This is a genomic window from Rhizobium leguminosarum bv. trifolii WSM2297 (genome assembly GCF_000271845.1).
Window position 1 is genome coordinate 2786439 of the sequence record NZ_JH719395.1, and the last position, 23212, is coordinate 2809650.

Sequence of the window (23212 nt, forward strand, 5' to 3'; positions counted from 1 at the left end):
TTCTCCCCGCTGGGGAGAAGAGGAATAGAGACCTCGCGACACATCCCCTTCGCCCCAGCGGGGAGAAGGTGCCGGCAGGCGGATGAGGGGGCCACAAACGCGACCTTATGTCTTCAACTCCAGCTCCACCAACGCCACCCAATAAGCCGCCCCATATCCAAGCGCCCCGTCATTGAAATCATAGGCCGTGTTGTGATGCAGCGCCCCGTCCACTGCCGGGCCATTGCCGAGCCAGACATAACAACCCAGCGCGTTCTGCGCGAAGAAGGCAAAGTCGTCCCCTGCCGTCGACGGTGGAAAATTCGTCCGCACCTTCTCGCCGAACACCGTGCCGGCCGCCGCGAGCGCCCGGGCGGTCGCCTCCCCGTCATTGACGACAGGCGGGATGCGCCGCTCGAAACGATAGTCGACCTCAATCCCGTACATCGCCGCCGTTCCGCTCGCCAACCGGCCGATCTCGGTTTCCAACTGATCGCGCACATCAGGCGAATAGGCCCGCGCCGTGCCGCCGATCTCCACGATATCGGGGATGACGTTCAGCGCCTTGGAATCACCCGCCTGCAGGAAACAGGCGCTGACGACGGCCGGCTGCAACGGATCGACTACCCGCCCGACGATCGTCTGCAGCGATGACAGGAAGGTGGCGGCGGCCGTGATCGGATCGCGGCCGAGATGCGGCTTGGCGCCGTGTGTGCCGATGCCGCGGAAGGTAATGCGCCAGCTGTCGGAAGAAGCAAGCTGCGGCCCCTCGACCACGGCGATCTCGTCAACCGCAAGACCGGGCATGTTGTGCAGCCCGTAGACGGCGTCGCAGGGGAAAAGCTTGAACAGCCCCTCGTCGACCATGCGCTTCGCCCCGCCGCGGCCCTCTTCGGCCGGCTGGAAGATGAAATGTACCGTACCGGAAAAATTCCGCGTCGCCGCAAGATAACGCGCGGCGCCGAGCAGCATCGTCGTATGACCATCATGGCCGCAGGCATGCATCTTCCCCGGAGCCGTCGATTTATAGGGGCGATCCGCCGTTTCAGGCATGGCGAGCGCATCCATATCGGCGCGCAGCCCAATCGTGCGGGTGCCATTGCCGACCTGCAGCGTGGCGACCACGCCGGTGCCACCGAGGCCGCGGTGCACCGTGATGCCCGCCTCATCAAGAAGTCTCGCGACAATGCCGCTGGTACGCTCCTCCTCGAAGCCGAGCTCGGGATGGGCATGCAGATCACGGCGCAAGGACGTAAGAAACGGCAGATCGTCCTTGATCCGGGCGGGAATGCTCATGGGCCTGGATGTCCTGTCAAGCGAAGCGGGCGCCCAACCGGCGCCCGCATCAGATCATCCTTTGTTCATCAAACAGACCGCAAGTTCAACCATCAAGTCTCCTCAACGAACACCTCTTCGCGCTTCTTCTTGACGCTCGGCAGGAAGACCACGATGAGCACGGCGACCGCGATCGCCAGAAGCGTGGCGCTGATCGGCCGCGTGACGAAGGTGGTCGGATCGCCGCGCGACAGGATCATCGCGCGCCTCAGATTCTCTTCGAGCAGCGGTCCGAGCACGAAGCCGAGCAGCAGTGGCGCCGGCTCGCAGCGAAGCTTTGCCAGCACATATCCGATTAGCCCGAAGAAGGCGACGGCATAGAGGTCGTAGACGTTGGCGTTGACGCTGTAGACCCCGATCGAGCAGAAGGCCATGATGACGGGGAAGAGCACGTAGTAGGGCACGGTCAGCAGCTTCACCCAGAGCCCGATCAGCGGCAGGTTGAGGATGACGAGCATCAGGTTGCCGATCCACATCGAGGCGATGATGCCCCAGAACAGCGCCGGTTGCTCGGTGGCGACGTTCGGTCCCGGTACGATGCCCTGAATGATCATCGCGCCGACCATCAGCGCCATGACGGGATTGGCCGGAATGCCGAGTGTCAACAACGGAATGAACGAGGTCTGCGCCCCGGCATTGTTGGCCGATTCCGGTCCGGCGACGCCGGCAACCGCTCCCTTGCCGAATTCCGCCGGCGTCTTCGACAGGCGTTTCTCCACCGTATAGGAGGCGAAGGAGGCAAGGATCGCACCACCACCCGGGAGGATGCCGAGCGCCGAACCGATCGCCGTGCCACGAATGATGGGCGCAATCATCTCCTTGAATTCCTGGCGCGAGGGCAAGAGGCCGGACACCTTGGCCATCAGCACCGTGCGGGTCGACTCGCCTTCGAGGTTGCGCAGGATTTCCGCCACGCCGAAGACGCCGACCGCGAGCGCCACGAAATTCAGCCCGTCGGCATATTCGCGGATGCCGAGCGTGAAGCGCGGCGTGCCGGTATAAATATCGGTGCCGACGAGACCGAGCAGCAGCCCGAGCGCCACCATCGCCAGCGCCTTGACCACCGAGCCATGCGCGAGAGCGATCGACGACACGAGGCCGACGATCATCAGCGAGAAATATTCGGCCGAGCCGAATTGCAGCGCGATGGCGGTGAGCGGCGGCGCGAAGATCGCAACGAGGAAGGTCGAGACCGTGCCGGCGAAAAACGAGCCGAGTGCGGCGATCGCAAGCGCTGCTCCCGCCCTGCCCTTGCGCGCCATCTGGTAACCGTCGATTGCAGTGACGGCGGAAGAGGATTCGCCCGGCATGTTGATGAGGATCGCCGTCGTCGAACCGCCATACTGGGCGCCGTAATAGATGCCGGCGAGCATGATCAGCGAGGAGACCGGTTCGAGCTGGAAGGTGATCGGCAGGAGCATGGCGATCGTCGCCGTGGCGCCGATGCCTGGCAGGACGCCGATCAACGTGCCGAGCAGCACGCCGATCAGGCAGAAGAGCAGATTGTCGAATGTGCCGGCTGTCGCAAAACCGAGCGCGAGATTGCTGAAAAGATCCATCATCGCCTCCTAGAACCGGACCCAGGGGCCGAAGCGCTCGAACGGCAGGCCGAGCCCATAACTGAAGACCGCCACCGAAAAGACCGTCAGCAGCAGCGAAAGAATGATCGCGAAGAACACATTCATCTTTTGCGATGCGAAACAGGCGATGAAGGCGGTGAAGAACAGCGCCGGCGCAAAGCCGAGCCCGCGCACCGTCAGCCCGAAAAAGACCGGCGCCGGCAGGATGAACAGCATGCCGCGCCAGGCGAAGGGGTCGATCGGCTCACCCTCGACGCGCAGCGCCTGGATGAAGATGATCGCTCCGAGAAGCACGAGCACGCAGGCAAGCACCAGCGGAAAATAACCAGGCCCCATGCGTACTGCCGTGCCGAGGTCGAGCCCCAGCGACTGCAGGGCGAAGAAAGCGCCGGTCGCGACGAAAAGCGCACCGCAGATCGCGTTGGTGGTATCGAAACTGATGGATTTCATGGTGTCTCCTGGAGTTGGAGATGGTTCACGTAACATCGGCACTGCAGCAATTGCCCCTCATGCGCCTGCCGGCACCGTCCTTCGGACCCCGGCAAGCGGGAAGACGGGAACGCGCCGCAACCTTCCGTTCCCCGCCACGTCTCGCAGGGCACGTCCCTCTCCCCGCGAGCGGGGAGAGGGTTAGGGTGAGGGGCTATTCCTGGCACATCCCTCACTAGTCGGCATATTCGCCGGCAGCCTCGATCACCGGCTTCCAGCGGGCGATCTCGCTTTCGAGCTTGGCTTTCAGTGCAGTCGGCGTCGCGTCGGCGTCCGAGGATGGCGCCGTGCCGAGTTCGGCGAATCGCGCGGCAACGTTCGTATCCTTGAGCGCGACCTGCAGTGATTTCGACAGCCGTTCGTTGATCGCTGCCGGCGTGCCCTTCGGCGTGTAGATGCCGTGCCAGATGCCAACTTCGAAGCCCGGCAGGCCGGCTTCGACAGCTGTCGGAATGTCCTTCATCACGTCGAGGCGCTTGGGCGAGGTCACGGCATAGGCCTTGATCGTGCCGCCCTGGATCTGCTTCGTCGTATTGGTCGTCTGGTCGCACATGATGTCGACCTGGCCGCCGAGCAGATCGGTCATGGCAGGGCCGGTGCCCTTATAGGGAACGGTCGTCAGCGGCGTCTGGATGGCGCTCATGAACATCATGCCGCAGAGATGCGAGGCAGCGCCGATGCCGGCATTGGCAACCGTCACCTTGTCCTTGTTGGCCTTGACATAGTCGATCAGCCCCTTGAGATCGGTCGGTTCGAAATCCTTGCGTGCGACGATCGTCATCGGCACCTCGGTGACGAGGCCGACATAGTCGAAGGCGCCGAGCGTGTCATAGGCGAGCTTGCGGTAGAGCGTGGCGCTGGTCGCCATGCCGATATGGTGCAGCAGGATGGTGTAACCATCGGGATCGGAACTCGCCACGCGGCCGGCGCCGAGCGTGCCGCCGGCGCCGCCGACATTTTCGACGACGATCTGCTGACCGAGATCCTTCGACATGGATTCGGCGACGAGGCGCGCGACGGTGTCGGTCGGGCCGCCAGCCGCAAACGGCACGACCATCGTGATGGTGCGTTCGGGATAGGTCTGCGCCGAAGCGGCGCCGGCGAGAACAGAGACTGCGGCAGCCGCGGTCAGGCCGAGCATGGCCTTCAGAATTTTCATCGTTTCCTCCCTGATGAAACAAGCAAGCCCGCCGACACATCCTCCGCGCCGGGCATGACCTATTTGCCGCCGGGAAAAACCGACCCGCAATCACTGCCACCACTTTCGAGAGACGATTTTGCAACAGTGCGATGCAGCATGGGTCGATTTGGAAACAAACGGCTTGGGCGATGGGTGGATTTCCACCCATCGCCAACACAGGCGGCCGCCGAGAATTAGCCTTCCGTGGTCAGCATTCGCTTGTCGAGGCCATATTTCTGCATCTTTTCGTAGAGCGTCTTGCGGGAAATGCCGAGTGCCTCATAAACCGGCTTGAGGCTACCGCCATGCGCCACCAGCGCGCTGGCAATGACGCCCCGTTCGAATTCGGCGACGCGCTCCGCCAGCCCGGTCGCCTCCTCCGCCTGTGGCCCGCCATCGTCGAGACCGAGGACCAGACGGTCTGCGGCATTTCTGAGTTCGCGCACGTTGCCCGGCCAGTCACGCTGGGCAATGTCGGAGATCACCTCGGGCGGCACGGCCACCTCGTCGCGGCCGTAGCGGGCCGCCGCTTCCCGAACCAGCTGCAGAAAGAGCAGCGGAACATCCGCCCGGCGCTGCGACAGCGACGGCACATGCAGCGTCGCGACGTTCAGCCGATAGAAAAGATCGGCGCGGAAGCGCCCCGCCGCCACCTCGGCCTCCAGATCCACCTTGCTCGTGGCGATAAAGCGCACGTCGAGCGCCACCGTCTCATTCGATCCCAACCGGGAGATCACGCGCTCCTGCAGCACCCGCAGGAACTTCGCCTGCAGGTCGAAGGGCATGGAGCCGATTTCGTCGAGCAGGATGGCGCCGCCGCGCCCATGCTCGAATTTTCCGTAACGCGGCCTCACCGCGCCGGGAAAGGCGCCCACCTCATGGCCGAAGAGCTCGCTCTCGATCAGGTTTGCCGGCAATGCTGCGCAATTGATCGCGATGAACGGCCGGCTCGCCCGGGCGCTGATATCGTGCAGCGCCCGCGCCACCACCTCTTTGCCGGCGCCGGTTTCGCCGACAATAAGCGTATCGGCATCGCTCGCGCCGATCGCCCGAATGCGGTAGCGCAGATCCACCATCACCTGCGTGCGCCCCGGCAGCCGCGCCTCGATATCGTCGCGTTTGCCGGCGACCGCTTTCAGCAGCCGGTTTTCGAGCACGAGACCACGCCGCTCCATCGCCCGGCGGATGACGCCGGCAAGCATCTCGGGCGTGAACGGCTTCTCGATGAAATCATAGGCGCCTTCGCGCATCGCCTTCACCGCAAGCTGAACGTCGCCGTGGCCGGTGACGAGAATGACCGGCACCTCCGGGTCGAGCTCGCGGAGCTTCTGCATCAGCGTCATCCCGTCCATGCCGGGCATGCGGATATCGCTGACGACGACGCCGGGAAAACTGTAGCCGATCAATTCCAGCACATGATCGCCGTTCGAAAAGGTCTCGACGCTAAAGCCGGAAAGCTCCAGCGCCTGCGCCGTCGAGCGGCGCAGTTCCTCTTCGTCGTCGACCAGCAGGATCTTCGCATCGTTCATTCCGCCGCCTCCGGCATCAGCCCTGCCGCCGATTGCAGCTCGATACGGAACATCGCACCGCCTTCCGGATGATTGGCCACGGAAAGGCTGCCGCCGAAATCCTTGATGATATTGTAGGAGATCGACAGCCCGAGACCGAGCCCCTTGCCGACCCCTTTCGTGGTGAAGAAGGGATCGAAGATACGCTCGGCGATTGCCGCCGGCACGCCGGGCCCGTGGTCCCGCACCGTCAGCACAACCTTGCCTGCCTCCTCGAAGGCCGAAACCTCGATGCGTCTGTCGTCCAGCCCTTCCACCGCATCGGCCGCATTGGAAATCACATTCACCAGCACCTGCTGCAGACGCACCGAACCGGCACGCACCACCGGCGCGCGGGTTCCCAGATCCAGCCGGAACTCGGCATCGGCCGCCTTCAGCCGCCAGGCGACGATTTCGAGCGTGTCATGCATCGCCTCGTCGAGAGAAACAGACCCGAGCTTCTCGTTCGGTTTGCGGGCGAAGTTGCGCAGGTGCCGGCTGATTGCGGCCATGCGATCGATCAGCCCGCCGATACGCCTGATATTGTCCCGCGCCTCCTCCGTTCGACCGCGATCGATGAGAACGGATGCGCTGTCCGTGTAGGTCTTGGCGGCGGCAAGCGGCTGATTGAACTCATGCGAAAGAGCAGCCGACATCTGCCCGAGGCCGGCAAGCTTGCCCGCCTGGATGAGATCGGCCTGCGTCTGGCGGAGCTGCTGCTCGGTCAGACGCCGTTCTGATATCTCCTCCTCGATCCGGCTGTTGACGCGGGCAAGATCGGCCGTGCGCTCTTCGACGCGCCGCTCCAGCTCGTTGCGAGCCTCGGTTTGCATCTGCATGCGCTCGGTGAGCCGCGCCCGCCGCTGGCGCAGAACCGCGACCGCCAACCCGGCAATGCAAAGGATGAGGAAAACCGCCGCAAGCGCCGTGCGCGCCTGGGCGCGGATGGAACTCGTTTCCATCAGCACGTTCACCGTCCAGTCCTCGGCCGGCATATAGTGCGAAAGCACCAGATACTCGCTCGATCCGCGCTCGCCCGCGAGTGTCATCAGCTCGTGCGGCTCAAAGCGCTGGCGGGTCACCGGCAGCGCCGTCAGCCTGGCATTGGCATAACGCCGCGATGCTTCCGTGCGCGCGATGCGGTCGGCCGTCAGCGGCAGGATTGCGCCGTAGAGCCATTCCGGACTGCCGGACATGAAAATGATGCCCTCCGGATCGGACACGAAAATCTTGTATTCACCGCCGCCCCAGGAGGATTCGATCATGTCGATATCGACCTTGAAGACGATGACGCCGCGAATATCCGCACCGGTTCGGATCGGCGCAGCGAAATAATAGCCGCGCTTCAGCGACGTCGTGCCGAGCGCGTAGAACCGCGCCTGTCGGCCTTCGATCGCGTCCTGGAAATAGGGCCGGTAGCTGAAATTCTGTCCGACGAAGCTTCCCGGTCCGTCGTAATTGCTGGCCGCGATCGTCTCGCCGTCCGGCTTGACCACGTAGATATCGGAGGATTTCAGCAGCCCGTTGATCTCCTTGAGATAGAGATTGGCCGCATCGCGCAAGGCTGCATTGTCCGGCGCGCTGACCAGTTCCTTGATGTCGTCGTGATCGGCAATCAACGCCGGCAGCGCCTCGTAGCGGTTGAGGTGACCGCTGAGCGCCGAGACGGCAAGGCGCAGCGCCGTTCCCGCCTGCGCCGAGGCCTCCCCCATATAGGCGCGTGTCGCGATCGCGCTCCCAAAGGTGAAGAAGGCGAAGATGATCAGCGGCACCACCAGCAACGCAGCTATCGCACGATATCGCAAAGACAGGTCCGGCTCCTCCCCTTTCCGCCTCCACTCCCCAGCGAGGCATACCCGACGGTCCAAGTCTAATGACACCGACTGTGATTTCCAAGGGCCGTCGAAACTTGACACCCGTCAAGCGCCGATATCCTATTGCCGCATCGCAAGGGAACCCATCATGAGCGACGACAACACGCCCGCCGACAGCAAGCTCACCAGCTCCAAGCGTCGCTGGGCGGCGGAGGGCAAGTTCCTGACCGGCCGCATCAGCCGCCCTGAAGCCGAGCGCCTGCCGCCGGGCCAGCACCTCGTCAAGAACTGGCCGGTGCTCGACCTTGGCCAGCAGCCTGTTGTCTCGACCGATAGCTGGCGGCTCGAGGTGCGCGGCCTCGTCGAAACGACGCTTACCCTCAGCTGGGCCGATTTCCAGGCGATCGAGCAGAGCACCAGGGTCAGCGATATTCACTGCGTCACCACCTGGTCGCGCTACGACAATAAATGGAACGGCGTTTCGACCCGCGATCTGCTTGATCTCGCCATGCCAAAGCCGCAAGCCGGTTACGTCATGCTGACGAGTTACGACGGCTATACCACGAACCTGCCGATTGGCGATTTCGCCGCCGAGGACGCGATTCTTGCGACCTCTTGGGAAGGCCTGCCGCTGACGCCGGACCACGGCGGCCCGATGCGCCTGGTCGTGCCGCATCTTTATTTCTGGAAAAGCGCCAAATGGCTGCGCCGCATTGAACTGCTGCCCGCCGACGAAGCCGGCTTCTGGGAAAAGAACGGCTACCACATGCTTGGTGATCCGTGGCACGAGCAGCGCTATTCCGACGATTGAGCCTTCAACCGCAGGAAGCGGCAAAGCCCGAAGACGGCAAATCCGAGCAAAAAGGCAAACCCCGTCAACGACGCCATGCTCGCGGCGTGAAACGGCACTTTACTCCAGTGTGGTTTGACGACATCGGCGGTGTTGAAGGCTTCGCCGCTGAACCGGCAGGTGATGAGCGCCAGGCTACGCCGCACCATATCGGCATCGACAGCGGAAATGATTTCACCCGCAGCAACGGCCTCCCGCGGCATCTCCCGCATCGAAAGCAATACTGCCTTGGCCGCCGCGAGATAGGCATGGGCGCATTCGTTGAACGGGCTTTCCTCGTCCGTCACGCTGCCCGGCATCCGTCCCCATAGACAATAGGAATACTGGATTTCGGCATAGTTCAGCACCCGTCTGAACGGCTCGTTTGTATCGACTGCACTGGATGCAAGGTCGATGATACGACTGCGATAGTCGGATATGATAGCCATCTCGCCATGGGAAATTTCCGGGATATCCAGACCGGCATGGCTGCCGCCATCGCTGGGGCTGTGCGCAAAGGCGTTTCCAGCAACCATCCAAAAGAAAGCGGCGGTGGCAAATGCCGTCAACAGGCGTGATATGGTTCTGCTGCTATTCATAGCGCCCGAAAAGTTCAGGGCGCCGGCAAAAGGCGGCGCCCTCGATGCGTTCAATGATATGCCGCTGCCTTCCGGCCACGTTGCCCGCCTTTGACGGCGAGCCGCTTTTCCGCCAGTACTCCGAAAACAAGACCGAGCGCTGCCCAAAGAACCGCGTGCATGCCGAGCGTGGTCGTGCGGAACCGCCAGAGCACCATCGCTGAGAAGTTCTCCGGCACCTCGTTGATCGGCGGCAGCAGATAGAGAACCGCGCCGACGAAGATGAGATAGGCGGCGCCGGCAATGATCGCGCCGTTCCACAGGCCGAAGCGGTCGGCAAGGCGGCGAGAAAGCGCAACCGCCGCAACCAGCGAGGCAAGCGAAACGACGATCATCAGGAAGAACATTTCCGTCCTGACGCCGATCGTATCGGGATTGCCGACCGCCGGCGGGTTGGCCGGATATTTGATGCCGGGAACCAGAACGATCGCGACGAAGGCGACAATGGCGATGACGGCAGAGGTGCCGCGTGGCGAAAGGCTGCTGAGGCGGCCGTGCACGAAAGCGAAGGCGAGCGAAAAAAGCCCGCCGACGGCGATGCTGTAGGCCATGACGCCGATGAAAAGGCCGGGACCGGCCTGCGTGGCCCGGCTGACGATTTCAGGTTCGGCAACTTCGCCGGCAGCCTTTGCGCTCGCCTCCTCGAAGGCGATCGCCGCGTCGACCAGCGGCTCGCCGAAGGTATGGGCGAAGGCAAAAACCAGGATGCCAGCAATCAGGCCCGCGAGCATGCCGCGAAGCAGAAGATTTCCAACCATGTGAGTATCCCTTTAGTGGCAGGGAAAGCCAAGGAGATGGCGGGCGTCATGCACGAATTCATGCACATACATGCCGTTGAACAGCGCCATCGCGCCCTCTTCGGTGCCGACGAAATAGAGGACGATGAGCATCAGCAGGCCGCCGAAGATCGCCCAGGGCAGGATTTCTCCTACGGGGATCGGGGCCGGTACTGCTACGGGCGCGAAAGTGGTGTCAGACATGTATTCCTCCGGAATGACGCGTTCAGTCGAAAGAGTGTTTGTGCGGTAAGGTCTGACTTCCAGCGCGAAGAGCCTTCGACACGCTGGTCACAGTGGCGCGACCGCGCCGGATTTCCACCGGCTTCCAAACCCGCAACAGCCCGGTTATATCTGCATGCCGAAGAGACTGTCAACGAAACATCACGCGCCGGCAAAGGGCTGTCCAACTGTATTCCCGGGGGATCAGAAGACCGTGAACACGCGCCTTACCTGGATCTGCCATGGTGCAACGGCGGCGAGCCGCAAGGCCTTGTTTCCGGTCGACGAACCGCTGGAAGACAAGGCGACGGAGGAAGCCGGTAGGATGGCCGCCCTGCCCCGCGCCGATCGTATTGCCGCAAGCCCGGCTTTGCGCGCGCGCCAGACCGCCGACGCGCTTCGCCTTCAAGCCCGGATAGACCCAGTCCTTGGCGACTGCGATCATGGCCGCTGGGCCGGCAAGTCGATCGCGACGATAGAGGCCGAGGAGCCGGAAAACCTCATGGCCTGGATGACGAATCCGGAAGCGGCCCCTCACGGCGGCGAAAGCCTTGTTGATCTCGGAATGCGCGTCGCCGGCTGGATGGAGAGCCAATCCGCCCTCGGCGGCCATGTGATCGCCGTCAGCCACGCCGCTGTCATCCGGGCGGCGGTCACCCATGCGCTTCAGGCGCCGCCCTCCTCCTTCTGGCTCGTCGATGTCGAGCCGCTCGCTGTTATTCGCATGACCAGCAACGGCCGGCGCTGGTCCCTGCGTTTCCCGCATTAGCGTTCCCTCATCTTATCCAGCCTTACACAAGCAAATCGCGTCATCTCTATTGAACCCGGTTTCGCCGGGACTACTTCCTTATCCCAAGGAGATGGAAGACATGACATATGATTGGAGTGGGGAGCGCACGCGTCGCCTGCGGTTGATGCGTTTCGCCACAATCACGGTTCTGGTCGGTCTCATCGTCAGCGTTCCGCTGCTGATCGTCACCGCCTGAAACACGAGAAAAGGCGAGCGATGCACCAGCACGCTCGCCTTCGTTGTTCCCGGCCCCCGCTTCACGAGAAGCTGTCCGTCTCTCGACGATGCAGCAAAAGGCTGCCGTCTCCAATAATTCGCCTTCTGGTTTCAACGAACATTTCAGACTTTCATGATAGTTCGGCACAGGGTGGAGATGGAGAAGGCCATATGCCGGTGTTTTTCCAGAGCAGGGCCGGAAGGCAGTGCGTGTCGATCGTCGGGCTGGGTTAACTCTCTGGCTTCTCGGTGCGCTGTTGCAGGTCGACGACAGCCTTGTCTTCTTCATGACCGGTTTCGGCGAATACGGCGCCGACAAACTCGTTCTGGCGCTCGGCATTGCCGGCGCCATGAGCTTCATCTATTCGGTGCTGCGCATCGCCGACCTGCGCAAGGAAACGGAACTGCGCGCCGCCGCCCAGGCGAAGGCCGATTGGACCGCAACCCACGACCATCTGACCAAGCTGCCGAACCGCTACGCCTTCGAGCGCAAGATCCTCTCACGTCCGATCAAGGACGACGAGGACCAGATCGAGGAGTGGGACCACAACGTCACGCTCTTCTCCGTCGATCTCGACGGCTTCAAGAAAGTCAACGATCTCGTCGGCCACAAGGGCGGCGACATTCTGCTGATCGAGGTCGCCAGACGGATCTGCGCGCTCGGCAATGCCGATTGCGTCTATCGCTTCGGCGGCGACGAATTCATCATTGTCGCCTTTGCCCTGACGGCGCAGCGCGAGGAGCGTTTTGCCAGGCTGCTGATCCAGGCCGTCACCCGGCCTATCCATATCGATGGTTTTGCCGTCGAAGTCGGCGCCAGCGTCGGCTACGACCGCTGGGCCGAGGGAGCCGAACCGCTGGAGGATGCCGCTCATCGGGCCGACCTCGCCATGTACGAAGCGAAATCACGCGGCCCCAACCACTATTTCGTTTTCGAACCGGCGATGCAGGACAAGGTAGCGGAACGCGCGGCGCTGGAAACCAGGCTGCGCGCCGCAATCGCCAACAAGGCGATCAAACCCTTCTATCAGCCGCTGATCGACCTGAAGACCGGTCAGCTCTGTGGCTTCGAGGCGCTGGCGCGCTGGATCGGCGAAGACGGCGTCAACATTCCGCCGCCTGTTTTCATCGATATCGCCGAGGAGAACGGGATGATCACCGCCTTGTTCGAGGATCTTCTCGCCCAGGCCTGCAGCGACGCGCTCACTTGGCCGGACCATGTGATGTTGTCCTTCAACGTCTCGCCGGTACAGATGGAAGACAGGCTGCTGACGTCGCGCATTCTTAAGGTTCTCTCGGCAACCCGGCTGCCGCCGCAGCGCCTGGAAGTGGAGATCACCGAAAACGCGTTGATCCAGGATCCCGCCATCGCCGCCGTCATCCTTGATGAACTGCACGCGGCCGGCATCCAGATCGCGCTCGACGATTTCGGCACGGGTTATTCAAGTCTGGCCCAGCTCGCCCGCTATCGTTTCGACAAGATCAAGATCGACAAAAGTTTCATCGCCACCTATCGCGGCGACGAACGTCAGGAAAAGATCGTCCGCGCCATGCTTGGCCTCGGCCGGAGCCTCAACATCAAAACAACAGCTGAGGGCGTCGAGGAGCACGGCCAGCTCGCCTTCCTGCTGCAGCTCGGCTGTGACATCGGCCAGGGTTATCTTTTCGGCAAGGCGATGCCCGCCGCCGAGGCGGGCATCTTCATCAGCGATCGCAATGCCAGTCTGGCATCCACGGCCTAACGGAGCCCGTTAAAAGACCTGGCGCAGGATCACGAAGAGCACGAAGGCGATCGCGATCGAGGCCGGCAGCGTCAGCACCCAGGCCATCAGCATGTTGCGGACGGTCGACCATTGCAGGCCGGAACCGTTTGCCGCCATGGTACCGGCGACGCCTGACGACAACACATGCGTGGTCGAGACCGGCAGGCCGAGGTGATCGGCCGAGGCAATGGTGACCATCGCCACGACTTCGGCTGCCGCGCCCTGGCCGTAGGTCAAGTGCGTCTTGCCGATCTTTTCACCGACGGTGACGACGATGCGCTTCCAGCCCACCATCGTGCCGAGGCCAAGCGCGATTGCCACCGCCACCTTCACCCAGAGCGGGATGAACTTCGTCGCGTTGTCGACCGCCTTGTGGTAGTTCGTCACCGCCGAGAGATCGCCGGCGTCCATCGGCAGCAGCTTCTGCTTGTCGATCAGTTTCAGCGCCTCGCCGATCAGGTAGATGTCGTTGCGGACGTTGCCGACGAGATTGGTCGGCACCGCTTCGAGCGTCGGGAAGGCGGCGACTTCAGCGCTTGTCTGATGGATATATTGCTGCAGGGCCGGTGTCGTCGCGTCCGTCCAGGTCTTGTTCTTGACGGCGTTGCTGACCTCGGCCTTGTAGTCGGCGACGGTCACGCCGGGCTTTACATATTTGCCGAGCGCGGTTTCCACCTGGACCGACGCCGACTTGTAGGCTTCGAGATAGTTGACGTCGGGCGTGCGGTTCAGCGCGAAGGCCGTCGGCACCAGACCGATCAGGATCAGCATGATGAGACCCATGCCCTTCTGGCCGTCGTTGGAGCCGTGCGCAAAGCTGACGCCCGTGCAGGTGAAGATCAGGATCGTGCGGATCCAGAGCGGCGGCGGCTGGTTGCCCTTCGGTTCGTCATACAGCGCCTTGTTGCGGATCAAAACCTTCATGACCAGCAGAAGAACGGCGGAAAGACCGAAGCCGATGAGCGGCGAGATCAGCAGCGACAGGCCGATATTGGTCGCCTGCGACCAGTCGACGCCGCTCGTCGCGGTGCCTGCCGGCGCCAAGAACTGGTTGGCGAGGCCGACGCCGATGATCGAACCGACCAGCGTGTGCGAACTCGACGACGGCAGGCCAAGATACCAGGTTCCGAGGTTCCAGACGATCGCGGCAATCAGCAGTGCGAAGACCATGGCAAGGCCTGAGCCGGAGCCGACCTGCAGGATCAGTTCCACCGGCAGCAGCGCCAGAATGCCGAAGGCGACGGCGCCGCTCGAGGTCAACACCCCGAGGAAGTTGAAGAAGCCCGACCAGATGACGGCGAATTCCGCCGGCATGGAACGGGTGTAGATGACGGTGGCGACGGCATTGGCCGTATCGTGGAAACCGTTGACGAATTCGAAGCCGAGCGCAATCAGCAGCGCAAGGCCGAGCAGAATCCAGGGAACGGCAACTGCTGACGTCAGGTCGCGTCCGAGTGCATAGGCGACATATCCAAGGCCGCAAACCAGAACCAGCGCGAAGAGCGGCAAGAACCACTTGCCGGTCGAATTCGAACTGTGGAGCGGGTGGGAAGTGTCGCTATGAACCTGGCTGGGGGCAATATCGGCCATGGCATAGTTCCTTATTCCGTTTTGCAAACTTGCTTTTTGTTAATAGTTCCGCAGCGTGAAGCTCTCATGACGCCCCCATGACGCCCTTGCCTCGGCCGCTCTCTAAGACGCTGACATCAGGCGATATTGGCTGTCACAGGCTTGCCGCCGGGCGCATTCGTCCGGATGCTGCTTCACAATTCCAGCGGAACAAGATGATCGGCTGAGTAGCTGCGGAAAATCGAGCATTTCAAGCGATAAAGACCGTGTCGAGGGTTCCTTGCAAAGTGATCGCTCTGGCAATCTCTGCTGCTATACACCCTCAAGCCGCACCTTCTCCTTCACGCGCCAGACCCGCGGTGTTTCGCCGGTATATTTGAGAAAGAAGCGCGAGAAATAGGCGGGATCGGCAAAGCCGAGCCGGAAGCCGATCTCCTGAACGCTGCCCAGCGTAAAAACCAGCTGGCGCTTCGCCTCCTCGATGAGTTTGCCGGCGATCAGCTCGTGCGGGGTGCTGCCGGTCATCGACCGGACGATGCGGGTGAGATGGGTCGGCGAAATCCCAAGCTCACTAGCATAGAAGGAAGCGGGCTTGTGCGATCGGAAATGCTGCTGAAGAAGCTCGTCCAGCATTTCTAAGCGCCGCCCATTCTCGTTCGACGCAAGCGCATCGCTGTTTCCCTGATGGGAAACCCTCGCCGTCAGCCGCAGCGCCAGCGCAACGTAAGCGCCCAGCATCTCGTTGCGGCCGCTGCGGCGATTTTCGAATTCGTCGCCCAGCCGTCGCAACGTCTGCATGACATAGGCAGCCTCGGTATTGCCAGGATCAAGTGACGTCAGATGCGGCGTCGCCAGCCATTCGCCCAACTGGCTTCGGTCGCCGAGCGGATGGCTGAGATGGGATCGCAATATGGTGATGACCAGGCCGTCGATATCGCGTGAAAACCGAAAGCCATGATTGAGGCCCGGCGGTACGGTGATGATGGCCGGCGGACGAATGGCATGGCTCTCGTCGGCGAAGATCGCATCGCCCGAACCACTTTCGATGTACAATATCTGAAAGAAACTCTCGTGCCGATGCAGCCGGATCTCCCATTGATGCAAGCTGCTGCGGGAGCGAATTGTTTCGCAATGCAACCAGAATTCCGGTCCTCGCCCGGTATTCTCGCCGTAGAGCTCGTAGGTCGGTACATGTCTGCGCATGGCACTTCTCCTGCACCAATGTTCGATTAGTGCAATTTTTTGGCCGGGATGTCCATTGCCGCGGCTTGGGCGACACGGCAGAATCTGGCAAAACGCAAAAATGTGAGGGAGGACGCATTTGCGAACCCAGGTCGCCATCATCGGTTCAGGCCCATCTGGCCTGCTGCTCGGCCAGCTTCTGACCGAGGCCGGCATCGACAATGTCATTCTTGACCGCGTCAACAAGGATTACATCCTCGGCCGGGTGCGCGCTGGCGTTCTGGAGGAAGGCACGGTCGGACTGCTGGATCAGGCCAAATCGGCAGCGCGACTGCATGCCGAAGGCCTGCCGCATGACGGTTTCTCGCTGGCCTTCGACGGACGCGACCATCGCATCGACCTGCATGAGCTGACCGGCGGCAAGCGCGTCACCGTTTACGGGCAGACCGAGGTGACGCGCGATCTGATGGAGCGGCGCGAAGCGAGCGGCGCCTTGTCGATCTACGATGCCGCCGACGTCACACCGCATGACTTCGATGGGCATTCCCCTTTTGTCACCTATACGAAAGACCACGTCACCCAGCGCATCGATTGCGACTTCATCGCCGGCTGCGACGGCTTTCATGGAGCAAGCCGCAAGGCCGTTCCCGAAAAGGCGATCAGGCATTTCGAGAAGATCTATCCCTTCGGCTGGCTGGGCCTGCTTGCCGATGTGGCGCCCGTCAGCCATGAACTGATCTACGCCAACCATCCGAGGGGCTTTGCCCTCTGTTCGATGCGCTCGGCGACGCGCAGCCGCTATTACATCCAATGCGCGCTCGACGAGAAGATCGAAGACTGGAGCGACGATCGCTTCTGGGAGGAGTTAAGAAGGCGTCTGCCGGCCCATCACGCCGAAGCCTTGATGACGGCGCCGTCGTTCGAGAAATCGATCGCTCCGTTACGCTCCTTCGTCGCCGAGCCGATGCGTTTCGGCCGGCTTTTCCTGGTCGGCGACGCCGCGCACATCGTGCCGCCGACTGGCGCCAAGGGGCTGAACCTGGCGGCGAGCGACGTCCACTACCTTTTCTCCGGGCTGATCGAGCATTACCGCGAAGGCTCGGATGCCGGCATCGATGCCTATTCGCAGACAGCGCTTGCCCGCGTGTGGAAAGCCGTGCGGTTTTCCTGGTGGATGACGACGATGATGCATCGTTTTCCCGATACGGGTGATTTCGACCAGAAGATCCAAGAGGCGGAACTCGACTATCTCACCCATTCCCGCGCGGCCTCGACGGCGCTGGCGGAAAACTATGTGGGATTGCCATTCTGACAGGAAGATTTGAGACTCGTGCGAACCATCGAGGTCCGCATTTAAAAAAGGGAGGAACCAAAACCATGAAGAAGCTCGTTCTCGCCGCGCTTGCGGCAATCGTGCTCGGCAGCGCCGCCTATGCCGACACCATCAAGGTCGGTGTCATCGGCCCGTTCTCCGGTCCGTTCGCGCTCCAGGGCAAGAACTTCAAGGCCGGCATCGACGCCTATATGGCGGTTAACGGCAGCAAGGTCGGCAACGACACGGTGGAAATCGTCTATCGCGACGTGCCGCAGGCCGATCCGGCCCAATCCAAGGCGCTGGCGCAGGAACTGATCGTCAAGGAAAAGGTCCAGTATCTCGCCGGCTTCTATTTCACCCCGGATGCCATGGCAGTGACGCCGGTCCTGAAGCAGGGCAATGTGCCGATGGTCATCATGAACGCCGCCACTTCGGCGATCGTGACCAAGAGCCCGCTCGTCGTCCGCACCTCCTTCACCACCTGGCAGACCTCGACGCCGATCGCCAAGGTCGCCTTCGACGCCGGCGTCAAGAAGGTGATTTCGGTCGTCAGCGATTACGGCCCCGGCATCGACGCCGAGAACGCCTTCAAGACCGGGTTCGAGAAGGCCGGCGGCCAGGTGATCGAGGCGATCCGCATGCCGCTTGCGACCAACGACTTCAGCCCGATCATGCAGCGCATCAAGGATTCCGGCGCTGAAGGCGTCTTCGCCTTCCTGCCGTCGGGTCCGACGACGCTCGGCTTCGTCAAGGCTTATAACGAAAACGGCCTGAAGGCCGCCGGCATCAAGTTCTTCGCGCCGGGTGATCTGACGCAGGAATCCGACCTGCCGGCGCTTGGCGACGCCGCGCTCGGCATCCAGACGACCTTCCACTATGCGGTGTCGCACGACTCTCCTGAAAACAAGGCTTTCGTCGAGGCGGCGACCAAGGCGATCGGCAACAAGGCCGAACTCTCCTTCCCCGCAGTCAGCGCCTATGACGGCATGTATGTCATCTACAAGATGATCGAGGCGACGGGCGGCAAGCAGGATGCCCAGAAGGCCGTCGATGCGGTCAAGGGTCTTGCCTGGGTGAGCCCGCGCGGTCCGGTTTCGATCGACCCGGAAAGCCGTCACATCACGCAGAACATCTATCTGCGCGAAGTCACCAAGGCCGATGACGGGACCTACATCAACAAGGAGATCCAGACCTTCGAGAAGCAGAGCGATCCGGGCCTGGTGGCCGTCAAGTAAGCTCCTAAATCGCGATACGCGACGGACTCGGCCATGTCAGCCGAGCCCGTCGCATCGAAGCAAGGTATTTCCATGCAGACAGTCTTCAGCATCGCCGTCGACGCCTTTGCCTATGGCATGGTGCTCTTCGTGATATCGATCGGCCTTTCCGTAACCATGGGGCTCATGCGCGTCGTCAACCTGGCGCACGGCGCCTTCGCGATGATCGGCGGCTACATCGCCTCCTATGCAGCCCGCGACCTCGGCCTCGGTTATGCTGTGGCGGTCCTCGCCGCTATTGTCATTACGATCATCATCGCAATCCCGCTCGAGCGTTTTCTCTACCGCCGGATCTACGGCGCGCCCGAGCTGACCCAGGTGCTGATGACCATCGGCATCACCTTCTGCGTTATCGGCATCGCCAATTACGTGATGGGGCCGACGCTGAAAATCATACCGCTTCCGGCTGTGCTGCAGGGATCTGCCGATCTCGGCTTCCGCACCATTCCCGTTCACCGGCTTTTCGTGATCTTCTGCGGCCTGGCCGTGGCACTCGCGCTCTGGTTCGCGATCGACAGGACCAGCTTCGGCGTCAAGCTGCGCGCCTCTGTCGACGATGCGGCGATGGCTGCGGCACTCGGCGTACGCACCGAGATCATCTATGCCGTGAGTTTTGCCGTTGCGGTCGGGCTTGCCGCCTTCGGCGGCGTGGTCGGCGCCGAACTCCTGCCTGTCGAACCCTACTACGCGCTGCGCTACATGGTCACCTTCCTGGTCGTCGTTTCCGTCGGCGGCGCCGGCTCCATTCCGGGCGCGCTGATCGCCTGTCTGCTGCTCGGAGCGATCGACACGACGGGACGCTATCTGATGCCTGAATTCGGCGAATTCTTCTTCTATCTCGCCGTGATCGCCATCATCTGCGTCTTCCCGCGCGGCCTTGCCGGAAGGGCGAAGTAGAATGGCGCTTGTCATGAACAACGAAAACGAACGTCTTCAGCATCGGCGCGGGGCGATCGGCCGCGATCTCGCCGGAATGGCGGTTATAACGGCCATCGCCGCGATCGGCTATTTCGCCTTTCCCGACAATCTGGCGCTTCTGACCCGGATGATGACGATCGCATTGCTCGTCTTGTCGCTCGATCTGGTGACCGGTTATTGCGGCGTCGCAACGCTCGGCCATGCCGCGCTCTTCGGCTCCGGCGCCTATGCCGCCGGCATCCTGTCGGCCCATTACGGCATCAATGATCCGCTGCTGATGATGCTTGCCGGCGTGGCCGGCGGCGCCATTGCCGGGCTGCTCTGTGGTGTTATCATCTTGCGGGCGCATGGATTGCCGCAGCTCGTGCTGTCGATCGCGCTGATCAACCTCTTCCATGAATTCGCCAACAAGGCTTCGTCATGGACAGGAGGCAGCGACGGGCTTTCCGGCATCGCGCCGGACCCGATATTCGGCCTCTTCGAATTCGATCTCTACGGTCACACCGCTTTCTTCTTCGGAATGGCGCTGCTGCTTGTTGTCTTCTTGCTGCTGCGATTGCTGGTCCGCTCGCCCTTCGGCATGCTCTGCCGCGCCATCAAGCAAGACCCTCTGCGCGTCCGCGCCATGGGTGCTTCGCCGAAGGCAGCCCTCATCAGGATGTATGCGATCTCAGGCGCCGTGGCCGGTGTCGGCGGCGCCTTGAATGCGATCTCGACGCAGGTTGTCGGCCTGGACAGCCTGTCTTTCACCCAGTCGGCCGAAGCCCTTGTCATGCTGGTGCTCGGCGGCACCGGTTCTCTCTTCGGCGCGCTCTCCGGCACGGTGATTTTCATGCTTTTCGAAGATTATGTCTCGGCCGCCAATCCCTTTCACTGGCTGACCATGGTCGGCGCGCTGCTGATCGCCGTCGTGCTTTTCGCGCCGAAGGGCCTCTACGGAACCGCTGCGAGCTTTATCAGTCGTCGCAGGGAGCAGCGCTCATGAGCCCGGTTTTCCAAGTCGCCAATCTCAGGAAAGCCTTCGGCGGCCTCGCCGTCACCAATGATGTCTCGCTGGCGATGTCACCGGGCGATCGCGTGGCGCTGATCGGCCCGAACGGCGCCGGCAAGACCACCTTCGTCAACCTGGTGACCGGCAATCTCGCTGCCGATTCCGGTGAGGTGCGGCTCGGCGGCGAGGTGGTCACGAAAGCCGGCGCCATCGGCAGGGTCAGACGCGGTCTCATCAGATCCTTTCAGGTGACACGGCTTTTCCAGGATATGACACCGGCCGAACATGTCGGGCTCGCCGTTCTTCAGCGGGACGGAAGGACCGGGCGCATGTTCGGCAATTTCTTGCGCATGCCCGATGTCATGGCCGAGGTCGACGATCTGCTTGCAAAGCTCGGTCTGGCGCCGCTGATGCATCGCAAGGTCAGCGAGATCGCCTATGGCCAGCAGCGGTTGCTCGAGATCGCCGTGGCGCTGGCGCTGAAGCCGAAAGTGCTGCTGCTCGACGAGCCCGCAGCCGGCGTGGCGCAAAGCGATACCGGCCGCATCGAGCAGGCGCTTGCCGATCTGCCCGCCGATCTCGCCGTCCTGATGATCGAGCACGATATGGACCTTGTTTTCCGCTTTGCCAAACGCGTCATCGTGCTTGCCGCTGGCGCAATCATCTTCGACGGCCTGCCTGAAGACGTCACCAAGGATGCGCGTGTGCGCGAGGCCTACCTCGGGAGCTATGCCAATGCCAGCCATATCGCTTGAGGTCGAAAATCTGTCGGCCGGATATGGACCGACGCGCGCGCTCGAAGGCATTTCCTTCTCCGTGCCGGCAGGCGCCCGGCTTGCCGTGCTCGGCCGCAACGGCATGGGCAAAACCACGTTGCTGGCCACACTCGCCGGCCAGACCAGGCGATATCAGGGCCACATCCGCCTCGGCGGTTCGGATGTTACCGCAGCGCCGAGCGCAGCAAGGGCGCATAAGGGCCTCGGATATGTGCCGCAGACGCGTTGCGTCTTTCCGACGCTGACGGTCGAGGAAAACCTCTTCGTCGGCCTGAAGGCGCGGCCAAAAACGGCGCTGGAAGAAGCCTACGCCATGTTCCCGCGCCTGAAGGAGCGCCGCCGCAACCTCGGCAGCCAGCTCTCCGGCGGCGAGCAACAGATGCTCTCCACCGCCCGCACCATTCTCGGCCGCCCCTCCATCCTGTTGCTCGACGAACCGCTGGAGGGCCTCGCACCTGTCATTTGTGAGGAACTGATGGCCGCCTTCGCCGAACTCGCCCAGTCAGGCGATATGACCATCGTGTTGGTCGAACAACGCATTCAGAGCGCGCTCGATTTCGCCGATCAGGTCGTCATCCTCGAACGAGGGAGACTGGCTTGGACGGGAACGCCGGAGAGCCTGTCCAGAGATCACGAAGCAGTAGAAAGCTTGCTCGGAGTCGGCGGCCTGCATTGAAGCAATGCAGTATATCGTCATGATCACGTCATGGTTATCCTGGCATTATTGCGCTATCAAGGCATAAATCTTCATTGCCAGGGGAATAGACGTCGACGCCGAGCCCTCTACTTGGATATTTGAGCCGCAGACAAATTGCGCCTGTTGGGTTTGACCGGTTGGATTGATCTGATGCTCCGTCAAATTTCATTGCCAAGCACCCGATAAGGTTGCATATTCGACCAATACTTCAGACGGGAGGTAGAAATGGCAAACCACAAGCCCATCGCAGGTGACGTATACCAGCCTATTTTCGACGTCGATAAGTCGATTGACGGCAACATTCTGGACAGCACCAGTTCCGTGGATGCCGACGGAGATCTTGTGCGTCTCAACTTCGTCAACGGACAGCGAATTCCGCAGCCGGCCAATCCGGATGGACAGGCCACCACGACGACGATCGAGGGAAAGTACGGCACACTGACCGTCTATTCCAACGGCAACTACACCTATGAGCTTGATCACTCCAATCCGGTGGTATCAGCGCTCGGCCCAGGAGATCAACTCGTCGACCAGTTCAATTTCAAGATCTCCGATGGCAAAGGCGCCACCGACTTCGGCTTGCTCAACATCGCGGTCGACTTGCCGGAACGTGGCGACGTCTTTGTCAATTTCGAGGATGTCGGCAAACATGACTTCCCCACGGGTTACAAGGGCTTCGATTGGGGCGCCTGGCGGGACGGAGACGACGCGACGGTGCGGGAGGAAGCCGACGGCAATCACTATCTGGGCGGAGGCGTGTTCTGGACACCCATTTATTCAGCGGACGGCGGCCCATTCCAGATCAAGCAGTTCGAGGTTGCCAACGGAACATCGAACTACGACAACGTACTGACGATCGAAGGCCAGCTGAACGGCAATATCGTCTTCTCCACCACAGTCACCATAACCGCCGACAGCATCCACGATCCCCAGCTGATCGATCTCAGCGCCTACGGCCCGATCGATTACCTCCTGCTCGATAGCGAACCTATCGTCACGGAAGATAGCGGCCCTGATTATTTTGGCGCACAATACGACAACTTTCACTTCCTCGTTTGACCGAGGGGAGTGAAAAGGGCGCCGTACCGCCAAAAATTCTGCATCTTTTCCGAGCGTATGGTTAGCAAATTCTATCGGGTACTAATTTCTTGCGATAGCTGAGCGACCTGCACCTTGCTAGCATTGGATCATCCGTGGGGGACGGATTATGCTGGGATGGAGGAAATGATGGAGTCAGTCGGGATCAGGTTAGCGGCGGTCATGTTCTCGCTGGCCGTATGGGCTATTATCATCGCTGCCGCATCGCATCTTTGGGCGACGAAGATGCCCATA

General features: G+C 61.8%; 20 protein-coding genes and 1 pseudogene. 10 read left to right on the forward strand and 11 right to left on the reverse strand.

Translation table 11 applies throughout. The annotated features are described in order from the left end of the window. Window positions 1-105: 105 nt before the first annotated feature. From RLEG4DRAFT_RS28790 to RLEG4DRAFT_RS28815, 6 genes are all read right to left on the reverse strand, one after another. Complete coding sequence (locus RLEG4DRAFT_RS28790) at window positions 106-1275, reverse strand: M20 aminoacylase family protein (RefSeq protein ID WP_003582069.1); 1170 nt, start codon at window positions 1273-1275, stop codon at window positions 106-108. 92 nt (window positions 1276-1367) lie between these two features. After that, the gene (locus tag RLEG4DRAFT_RS28795) at window positions 1368-2873 is read right to left on the reverse strand and encodes a tripartite tricarboxylate transporter permease (RefSeq protein ID WP_003582071.1); all 1506 of its coding nucleotides are present in this window, start codon (window positions 2871-2873) and stop codon (window positions 1368-1370) included. Between the two features lie 9 nt (window positions 2874-2882). After that, window positions 2883-3344, reverse strand: coding sequence for a tripartite tricarboxylate transporter TctB family protein (locus tag RLEG4DRAFT_RS28800; protein WP_003582072.1), 462 nt, complete (start codon window positions 3342-3344; stop codon window positions 2883-2885). 214 nt (window positions 3345-3558) lie between these two features. Continuing rightward, entirely contained in the window at window positions 3559-4542 is a 984-nt protein-coding gene (locus tag RLEG4DRAFT_RS28805; protein WP_003582075.1) for a tripartite tricarboxylate transporter substrate-binding protein, read from the reverse strand. A gap of 215 nt (window positions 4543-4757) precedes the next feature. Next, complete coding sequence (locus tag RLEG4DRAFT_RS28810; protein WP_003582076.1) at window positions 4758-6092, reverse strand: sigma-54-dependent transcriptional regulator; 1335 nt, start codon at window positions 6090-6092, stop codon at window positions 4758-4760. Further along, window positions 6089-7885 carry a sensor histidine kinase gene (locus tag RLEG4DRAFT_RS28815; RefSeq protein ID WP_280805590.1) on the reverse strand — a complete coding sequence of 599 codons (1797 nt, stop codon included), beginning with the start codon at window positions 7883-7885 and terminating at the stop codon, window positions 6089-6091. The genes RLEG4DRAFT_RS28810 and RLEG4DRAFT_RS28815 overlap by 4 nt, the downstream gene beginning before the upstream one ends. A gap of 187 nt (window positions 7886-8072) precedes the next feature. Here RLEG4DRAFT_RS28815 and RLEG4DRAFT_RS28820 point away from each other — a divergent pair, with 187 nt between their 5' ends. After that, entirely contained in the window at window positions 8073-8735 is a 663-nt protein-coding gene (locus RLEG4DRAFT_RS28820; RefSeq protein WP_003582078.1) for a sulfite oxidase-like oxidoreductase, read from the forward strand. Here the strand turns inward: RLEG4DRAFT_RS28820 and RLEG4DRAFT_RS28825 are convergent. From RLEG4DRAFT_RS28825 to RLEG4DRAFT_RS28835, 3 genes are read right to left on the reverse strand one after another with little or no spacing between them, the layout of a single operon-like run. Beyond that, a complete protein-coding gene (locus RLEG4DRAFT_RS28825) occupies window positions 8720-9352 on the reverse strand; it encodes a hypothetical protein (protein WP_003582079.1) in 633 nt (210 codons plus the stop codon). The two genes, RLEG4DRAFT_RS28820 and RLEG4DRAFT_RS28825, sit on opposite strands and share 16 nt — an antisense overlap. Before the next feature lie 50 nt (window positions 9353-9402). Then, window positions 9403-10149, reverse strand: a complete 747-nt coding sequence (locus tag RLEG4DRAFT_RS28830) for a CbtA family protein (protein WP_003582080.1) — start codon at window positions 10147-10149, stop codon at window positions 9403-9405. Window positions 10150-10161: 12 nt separating this feature from the next. After that, complete coding sequence (locus RLEG4DRAFT_RS28835; protein ID WP_003582081.1) at window positions 10162-10371, reverse strand: CbtB domain-containing protein; 210 nt, start codon at window positions 10369-10371, stop codon at window positions 10162-10164. A gap of 232 nt (window positions 10372-10603) precedes the next feature. Here RLEG4DRAFT_RS28835 and RLEG4DRAFT_RS28840 point away from each other — a divergent pair, with 232 nt between their 5' ends. Beyond that, window positions 10604-11158 (forward strand): histidine phosphatase family protein, encoded by a 555-nt coding sequence (locus tag RLEG4DRAFT_RS28840; RefSeq protein WP_003582082.1) that lies wholly within the window; start codon window positions 10604-10606, stop codon window positions 11156-11158. Between the two features lie 408 nt (window positions 11159-11566). Beyond that, a pseudogene (locus tag RLEG4DRAFT_RS28845) lies at window positions 11567-13137 on the forward strand (putative bifunctional diguanylate cyclase/phosphodiesterase). Window positions 13138-13146: 9 nt separating this feature from the next. Here RLEG4DRAFT_RS28845 and RLEG4DRAFT_RS28850 read toward each other — a convergent pair. Together RLEG4DRAFT_RS28850 and RLEG4DRAFT_RS28855 are read right to left on the reverse strand one after the other, a co-directional pair. Then, window positions 13147-14748 (reverse strand): inorganic phosphate transporter, encoded by a 1602-nt coding sequence (locus RLEG4DRAFT_RS28850; RefSeq protein WP_003582085.1) that lies wholly within the window; start codon window positions 14746-14748, stop codon window positions 13147-13149. A 291-nt stretch (window positions 14749-15039) separates the two neighbouring features. Beyond that, entirely contained in the window at window positions 15040-15930 is an 891-nt protein-coding gene (locus tag RLEG4DRAFT_RS28855) for a helix-turn-helix domain-containing protein (RefSeq protein ID WP_003582087.1), read from the reverse strand. A gap of 118 nt (window positions 15931-16048) precedes the next feature. Between RLEG4DRAFT_RS28855 and pobA the strand changes: the two genes are divergently transcribed. From pobA to RLEG4DRAFT_RS28890, 7 genes are all read left to right on the forward strand, one after another. Then, the gene (gene pobA / locus RLEG4DRAFT_RS28860) at window positions 16049-17221 is read left to right on the forward strand and encodes a 4-hydroxybenzoate 3-monooxygenase (protein ID WP_003582089.1); all 1173 of its coding nucleotides are present in this window, start codon (window positions 16049-16051) and stop codon (window positions 17219-17221) included. A gap of 65 nt (window positions 17222-17286) precedes the next feature. Further along, a complete protein-coding gene (locus RLEG4DRAFT_RS28865; protein ID WP_003582091.1) occupies window positions 17287-18459 on the forward strand; it encodes an ABC transporter substrate-binding protein in 1173 nt (390 codons plus the stop codon). 72 nt (window positions 18460-18531) lie between these two features. After that, window positions 18532-19395 (forward strand): branched-chain amino acid ABC transporter permease, encoded by an 864-nt coding sequence (locus RLEG4DRAFT_RS28870; protein ID WP_037094898.1) that lies wholly within the window; start codon window positions 18532-18534, stop codon window positions 19393-19395. A 1-nt stretch (window position 19396) separates the two neighbouring features. Beyond that, window positions 19397-20401: a branched-chain amino acid ABC transporter permease gene (locus tag RLEG4DRAFT_RS28875; protein ID WP_003582093.1), complete on the forward strand. Its 1005-nt coding sequence runs from the start codon at window positions 19397-19399 to the stop codon at window positions 20399-20401. Beyond that, a complete protein-coding gene (locus tag RLEG4DRAFT_RS28880; protein ID WP_003582094.1) occupies window positions 20398-21162 on the forward strand; it encodes an ABC transporter ATP-binding protein in 765 nt (254 codons plus the stop codon). The genes RLEG4DRAFT_RS28875 and RLEG4DRAFT_RS28880 overlap by 4 nt, the downstream gene beginning before the upstream one ends. Beyond that, window positions 21143-21859 carry an ABC transporter ATP-binding protein gene (locus RLEG4DRAFT_RS28885; protein ID WP_003582095.1) on the forward strand — a complete coding sequence of 239 codons (717 nt, stop codon included), beginning with the start codon at window positions 21143-21145 and terminating at the stop codon, window positions 21857-21859. The genes RLEG4DRAFT_RS28880 and RLEG4DRAFT_RS28885 overlap by 20 nt, the downstream gene beginning before the upstream one ends. 246 nt (window positions 21860-22105) lie before the next feature. After that, entirely contained in the window at window positions 22106-22939 is an 834-nt protein-coding gene (locus tag RLEG4DRAFT_RS28890) for a VCBS domain-containing protein (RefSeq protein WP_003582096.1), read from the forward strand. The last annotated feature ends 273 nt before the right edge of the window (window positions 22940-23212 follow it).

What these genes read in the sequence shown, in the direction of transcription:
- RLEG4DRAFT_RS28850 (WP_003582085.1), bottom strand. Translation starts at nt 14,748, where the DNA reads ATGGCCGATATTGCCCCCAGCCAGGTTCATAGCGACACTTCCCACCCG.
- RLEG4DRAFT_RS28800 (WP_003582072.1), bottom strand. Translation starts at nt 3,344, where the DNA reads ATGAAATCCATCAGTTTCGATACCACCAACGCGATCTGCGGTGCGCTT.
- RLEG4DRAFT_RS28865 (WP_003582091.1), top strand. Translation starts at nt 17,287, where the DNA reads ATGAAGAAGCTCGTTCTCGCCGCGCTTGCGGCAATCGTGCTCGGCAGC.
- RLEG4DRAFT_RS28875 (WP_003582093.1), top strand. Translation starts at nt 19,397, where the DNA reads ATGGCGCTTGTCATGAACAACGAAAACGAACGTCTTCAGCATCGGCGC.
- RLEG4DRAFT_RS28820 (WP_003582078.1), top strand. Translation starts at nt 8,073, where the DNA reads ATGAGCGACGACAACACGCCCGCCGACAGCAAGCTCACCAGCTCCAAG.
- RLEG4DRAFT_RS28825 (WP_003582079.1), bottom strand. Translation starts at nt 9,352, where the DNA reads ATGAATAGCAGCAGAACCATATCACGCCTGTTGACGGCATTTGCCACC.
- RLEG4DRAFT_RS28810 (WP_003582076.1), bottom strand. Translation starts at nt 6,092, where the DNA reads ATGAACGATGCGAAGATCCTGCTGGTCGACGACGAAGAGGAACTGCGC.
- RLEG4DRAFT_RS28890 (WP_003582096.1), top strand. Translation starts at nt 22,106, where the DNA reads ATGGCAAACCACAAGCCCATCGCAGGTGACGTATACCAGCCTATTTTC.
- RLEG4DRAFT_RS28795 (WP_003582071.1), bottom strand. Translation starts at nt 2,873, where the DNA reads ATGGATCTTTTCAGCAATCTCGCGCTCGGTTTTGCGACAGCCGGCACA.
- RLEG4DRAFT_RS28790 (WP_003582069.1), bottom strand. Translation starts at nt 1,275, where the DNA reads ATGAGCATTCCCGCCCGGATCAAGGACGATCTGCCGTTTCTTACGTCC.
- RLEG4DRAFT_RS28830 (WP_003582080.1), bottom strand. Translation starts at nt 10,149, where the DNA reads ATGGTTGGAAATCTTCTGCTTCGCGGCATGCTCGCGGGCCTGATTGCT.
- RLEG4DRAFT_RS28855 (WP_003582087.1), bottom strand. Translation starts at nt 15,930, where the DNA reads ATGCGCAGACATGTACCGACCTACGAGCTCTACGGCGAGAATACCGGG.
- RLEG4DRAFT_RS28835 (WP_003582081.1), bottom strand. Translation starts at nt 10,371, where the DNA reads ATGTCTGACACCACTTTCGCGCCCGTAGCAGTACCGGCCCCGATCCCC.
- RLEG4DRAFT_RS28805 (WP_003582075.1), bottom strand. Translation starts at nt 4,542, where the DNA reads ATGAAAATTCTGAAGGCCATGCTCGGCCTGACCGCGGCTGCCGCAGTC.
- RLEG4DRAFT_RS28885 (WP_003582095.1), top strand. Translation starts at nt 21,143, where the DNA reads ATGCCAGCCATATCGCTTGAGGTCGAAAATCTGTCGGCCGGATATGGA.
- RLEG4DRAFT_RS28880 (WP_003582094.1), top strand. Translation starts at nt 20,398, where the DNA reads ATGAGCCCGGTTTTCCAAGTCGCCAATCTCAGGAAAGCCTTCGGCGGC.
- RLEG4DRAFT_RS28870 (WP_037094898.1), top strand. Translation starts at nt 18,532, where the DNA reads ATGCAGACAGTCTTCAGCATCGCCGTCGACGCCTTTGCCTATGGCATG.